The sequence below is a fragment of the Streptomyces sp. NPDC054847 genome (genome assembly GCF_053610925.1).
The window spans coordinates 1-5,123 of sequence record NZ_JBSGZJ010000494.1 but is presented as its reverse complement, the minus strand read 5'-3'; the positions used below and the strand labels follow the sequence as shown (position 1 = coordinate 5,123).

General features: G+C 70.0%; 3 protein-coding genes and 1 tRNA gene. 2 read left to right on the top strand and 2 right to left on the bottom strand.

Annotated elements, in window-relative coordinates; genetic code table 11:
- Positions 1 to 80: 80 nt before the first annotated feature.
- Positions 81 to 956 (bottom strand): Bax inhibitor-1/YccA family protein, encoded by an 876-nt coding sequence (locus ACWGH4_RS30875; RefSeq protein WP_453466707.1) that lies wholly within the window; start codon positions 954 to 956, stop codon positions 81 to 83.
- A 164-nt stretch (positions 957 to 1,120) separates the two neighbouring features.
- Positions 1,121 to 1,202, bottom strand: a tRNA-Leu gene (locus ACWGH4_RS30870).
- 365 nt (positions 1,203 to 1,567) lie between these two features.
- On the opposite strand from ACWGH4_RS30870, the gene ACWGH4_RS30865 reads away from it, so the two are divergent.
- Positions 1,568 to 2,338: an ATP-binding cassette domain-containing protein gene (locus ACWGH4_RS30865; protein WP_441267008.1), complete on the top strand. Its 771-nt coding sequence runs from the start codon at positions 1,568 to 1,570 to the stop codon at positions 2,336 to 2,338.
- A gap of 210 nt (positions 2,339 to 2,548) precedes the next feature.
- The gene (locus tag ACWGH4_RS30860; protein ID WP_453466705.1) at positions 2,549 to 5,086 is read left to right on the top strand and encodes an ABC transporter permease; all 2,538 of its coding nucleotides are present in this window, start codon (positions 2,549 to 2,551) and stop codon (positions 5,084 to 5,086) included.
- Positions 5,087 to 5,123 lie beyond the last annotated feature (37 nt).

The window sequence follows — 5,123 nt, the reverse complement described above, 5'->3', positions numbered from 1 at the left end:
TCCGTACGGTCTGCGGGCCCTTCTCTGCGACGCAGCGAGGCTGCGGTGCCGCGCGGTCGTGAAGCCGCGCAACGGGTCTGCTAGTCGTCGCCGCTCAGGATCGAGACGAGACGCAGCATCTCCAGGTAGATCCACACCAGGGTCACGGTCAGGCCGAAGGCGGCCAGCCAGGACTCCTGGCGCGGCGCGCCGTAGGTGATGCCGTCCTCGATCTCCTTGAAGTTCAGGGTGAGGAAGAAGCAGCCGATCAGGATGGCCAGGATGCCGACGATGGCGCCGAGCGGCCCGAAGCTGCGCAGACCGCCGTCCTCGGCGACGCCGAAGACCACGAGCAGCAGGTTCACCGCCATCACGGCGATGAAGGCGATCGCGATGGTCATACCGATGCGGGCGTACCGCGCGGTGACCCTGATCCAGCGCTGCTTGTACACGAACAGCATGGCGCCGGTGACGGCCATGGTGCCGAGCACCGCCTGGAAGGGCGCACCGTCCCAGCGGCTGTTGTACATCTCGCTGATCACGCCGAGGAAGATGCCCTCGAAGGCGGCGTAGCTCAGGATCAGCGCGGGCGACGGGGTGCGCTTGAAGGACTGGACGATCGCGAGGACGAAGGCCACGAGCGCCGAGCCGATGGCGATGCCGTAGCTGCTGGGGGAAACCGGCAGGACGGCCCAGGCGAGGACCGCACCGAGAACCACGATGCCCAGCGTCATGCCGGTGCGCGTGACGACGTCGTCCATCGTCATGGCGTCCGTGCGGACGGGCGCCGGGGCGCCGTACTGGGTGTCCGTGGGGGCGTAGGGGTTGGTCGCGTAAGGGTTGCCGGCGCCCTGGGCGTAGGGGTTCGTTCCTACGGCGGGGCCCCCGGCCTGCGGCTGCTGCTGCGCGTTGAAGCCGGCGTAGCCGTTGTCACGGCTGAACCCCCGTCGCGAGAAGACCGGGTTGCTGCTCCTCATCTCACTCCTCCTTGGCCACCGTGCGCGGCCTAGAAGTCAAGAGTAATGCGGAAGCAAAGCGAACACTCTAGTGCTCGGGGAGGATCTTTCCGGGATCGTGACAGTGGAGCACGGCACAGGGCTCCACAGAGGGTGACCGTGTGCCGGGCGGTGGGGCGTCGAGGTGCCCGGAGCCGGACTCGAACCGGCACGCCCCGAGGGGCAGCGAGGTTTAAGCTCGCCGTGTCTGCATTCCACCACCCGGGCGTGGCGCGAGGGCTCCGCGTTGGCACCCGAGCCTATCGGTGCAGATCGACTCGCCATCGGGGCGATGGCCCGATCTTGTCTTGTTCCATTGGCTCCTGAGGGAGCGTCAGGCCAGGTCGGGGTGTGTGCGCACCCCCCTCGTACCGCCTGCGACCGCCGCCCCGAGCCCCTGGGAATGACGTAAAAGCGCCCTCACTGGTCCCCCTCGTCTCTCAGGGGCGCCGTCATACCCAAGGAGGAGGAGCGGGCCGCCCGGTCCGACCGGAGAGGGCCCCGGGAACGGGCATCGGGACTGACGATTCCCGGCGCCGGCGCGGACAGGATGGTGGAGTCAGCACGGCACACCCCCGACAGGAGCTCCCCTCGTGACCACCACCCCCATCGCTCACCGCGCCACCGCCGTGGCCGCCCGCGCCACGGACCTGTCCAAGGTGTACGGACAGGGCGAGACCCAGGTGGTCGCGCTGAACCATGTGAGCGTCGACTTCCGGCAGGCCGAGTTCACCGCGATCATGGGCCCGTCCGGCTCCGGCAAGTCGACGCTGATGCACTGCGTCGCCGGTCTGGACTCCTTCAGCTCCGGCTCCGTGCGCATCGGCGAGACCGAGCTCGGCAGCCTGAAGGACAAGCAGCTCACACAGCTGCGCCGCGACAAGATCGGCTTCATCTTCCAGGCGTTCAACCTGCTGCCGACGCTGACCGCGATGGAGAACATCACGCTGCCCATGGACATCGCGGGCCGTAAGCCCGACCGGGAGTGGCTGGAGCGGGTCATCGACATGGTGGGCCTGCGCGACCGGCTCGGTCACCGGCCGACCCAGCTCTCGGGCGGCCAGCAGCAGCGCGTCGCCGTCGCCCGCGCCCTCGCCTCCCGGCCGGAGATCATCTTCGGTGACGAGCCGACCGGAAACCTCGACTCGCGGTCCGGCGCCGAGGTGCTCGGCTTCCTGCGCAACTCGGTGCGCGAACTCGGCCAGACCGTGGTCATGGTGACCCACGACCCGGTGGCCGCCTCCTACGCCGATCGGGTGATCTTCCTGGCGGACGGCGCGATCGTCGACGAGATGATCAGCCCCACGGCCGACGGCGTCCTCGACCGGATGAAGGCCTTCGACGCCAAGGGCCGCACGAGCTGACGTCGCCGGGCCCCTACCGGCCCGTTCCCCGCCCAGGGCCGGCGCGCCCGCCCCGGGCGCTCCCGCGGCACGCCCCGGCGCCCCCGGCCGCCGCGCAGCACGCGCCCTGCCCCGCGCGCCCCCCAAGACCTCACCTGTCACCGCCCGGCCCGTGGCCGGCCCCGCCGGGCCGCCCGCGAGGACGCCGGTGCCCGTTCCCAGGACACCCACATGTTCCGTACCGCCCTGCGCAATGTGCTCGCGCACAAGGCCAGGCTGCTGATGACCGTGCTCGCCGTGATGCTCGGCGTGGCCTTCGTCTCCGGCACCCTGGTCTTCACCGACACCCTCGGCAACGCCTACCGCAACCAGTCCGCCAAGAGCTACGACAAGGTCGCGGTCGCCGTGACGACCTACATCGACCCGAGCGAGGCCGCGAAGGACGCCGGCATCGACGAGAAGACCCTGGAGAAGATCCGGGGCGTCGACGGCGTCGCCTCCGCGGCCGGCCGGGTCTCCGGCTTCGCCGGCGTCGCCGACCAGGACGGCAAGCTCATCGGCAACGGCTGGTCCAACACCGGCGCGAACTTCGCTCCGGGCAAGGACGGCAAGGACGCCGCGTACACCTTCACCACCGGTGAGGGGCCGCGCGAGGACCGCGAGATCGCCCTCGACAAGGATTCCGCCGCCAAGGGCGGGTACAAGGTCGGCGACACCGTACGGGTGGCCACCAACGGCCCGGTGAAGGAGTACACCCTCGCCGGTGTCTTCACCACCGAGGACGGCGCGGTCAACGCGGGCGGCAGCCTGGTCCTGTTCGACACCGCCGTGGCCCAGCAGCTCTACCTTCGGCCCGGCTACTTCTCGGACGTCACCGTGACCTCCGAGGCCGGCGCCTCCGACACGAAGATCCTCGCGGCCGTGAAGCCGCTGCTGCCCAAGGACTCCGAGGCACAGACCGGCAAGGAGCTGGCCGACGAGCAGGCGAAGCAGATCGAGAGCGGCCTGTCGAACATGAACACGATGCTGCTCGCGTTCGCGGCCATCGCCCTGTTCGTCGGCGTCTTCCTGATCGCCAACACCTTCACCATGCTGGTCGCCCAGCGCACCAGGGAGCTGGCGCTGCTGCGTGCCGTCGGCGCCTCCCGCCGGCAGGTCAAGCGCTCGGTGATCCTCGAGGCGCTGGTCGTCGGGGCCGTCGCCTCGGTGGTCGGCTTCGTGCTGGGCCTCGGTCTGGCGACGGGTCTGCGGTCGGCGATGAGCACCTTCGGCGCCAAGGTGCCCGCGGGACCGCTGGTCGTCTCGCCCACCGCGGTGGCCGCCGCCCTGGCCGTCGGTGTGCTGATCACGGTGCTGGCGGCATGGCTGCCCGCCCGCCGGGCCGCGAAGATCCCGCCGGTGGCGGCGATGAGCAGCGTGCACGCTGTCGCCACCACCAAGTCGCTGGTGCTGCGGAACACCATCGGCGGAGTGCTCACCCTGCTCGGCGCGGCCGCGATCGTCGCCGGCGCGGCGGCCGGCTCCGACGGCCGGACGATCATCGGCGGCGGCGCGTTCCTGGCGCTGGTCGGCATCATCGTCCTGATCCCGCTGCTGTCCCGCCCGGTGATCGCGCTGGTGCGGCCGCTGCTGCACCGTCTCTTCGGGGTGTCGGGCAAGCTCGCCGGACAGAACGCGGTGCGCAACCCGCGCCGTACGGGCGCCACTGCCTCCGCGCTGGCGATCGGTCTCACCCTGGTCACCGGGATCTCGGTGCTCGGCGCCACGATGGGCCGCGCCGTCGATCAGATGACCACGGACAACATCAGGGCCGACTACATGGTCTCGATGGCCGGCGGCGGCGCGCTGGACCGGTCGGCGCTCGACGCGATCGAGAAGGCCGAGGGCGTCAGCGCCGTCTCCCCGCAGCAGGCGTCCTCGATGGAGATCAAGGGCAACTGGCACTCGGCGTCCGCGGTCACCCCGGGCGACGTGGAGAAGGTCTTCGACCTGGAGACGGTCTCGGGCTCGCTCGCCACGCTCGGCAAGGGGCAGATCGCGGTCGACGACGACACCGCGAAGTCGAACGGCTGGAAGACCGGTGACACCCTGCCCGCCGAGTTCGGCCAGGAGGGCAAGAAGGAGACCAAGAACCTGACGGTCGGCGCCGTCTACAAGGGCAACGAGTTCCTCTCCCCGATCCTGGTCGCCACCGACGTCGTCGCCCCCTACGAGCCGAAGCCGTACATCCCCGAGATCTGGGTGACGATGGACGGCGGCGCGAGTGCGGCGAACGAGCAGGCGCTGGTCGACGCGCTGGGCGACAATCCGGCGATGAGCGTCATGGACCAGCAGGACATCCGGAACATGTTCGGCGGGTTCATCAACACGGCGCTGAACATCATGTACGGGCTGCTGGCGATGGCCCTGATCATCGCGGTGCTCGGCGTCATCAACACCCTGGCGATGTCCGTCTTCGAGCGTCAGCAGGAGATCGGCATGCTGCGGGCGATCGGCCTCGACCGCGGCAAGGTGAAGCGGATGATCCGGCTGGAGGCCGTGGTGATCTCGGTCTTCGGCGCGGTGGTCGGCATCGGTCTCGGCTCGTTCCTCGCCTGGGCGATCGGCGAGACCATCCGCAAGGAGATCCCCGGCTATGTGCTGGTCATGCCGTGGGACCGGATCGGGATCTTCCTGCTGCTGGCCGGTGTGGTCGGTGTGCTGGCGGCGCTGTGGCCGGCCCGGAGCGCGGCGAAGCTGAACATGCTGACGGCGATCAAGACCGAGTAGATGTCCCCCGGGGGCGGGGCCCCGTGGGCGTGTGCTG

Coding starts and splice junctions, on each gene's coding strand:
- ACWGH4_RS30860 (WP_453466705.1), top strand. CDS start 2,549: ATGTTCCGTACCGCCCTGCGCAATGTGCTCGCGCACAAGGCCAGGCTG.
- ACWGH4_RS30875 (WP_453466707.1), bottom strand. CDS start 956: ATGAGGAGCAGCAACCCGGTCTTCTCGCGACGGGGGTTCAGCCGTGAC.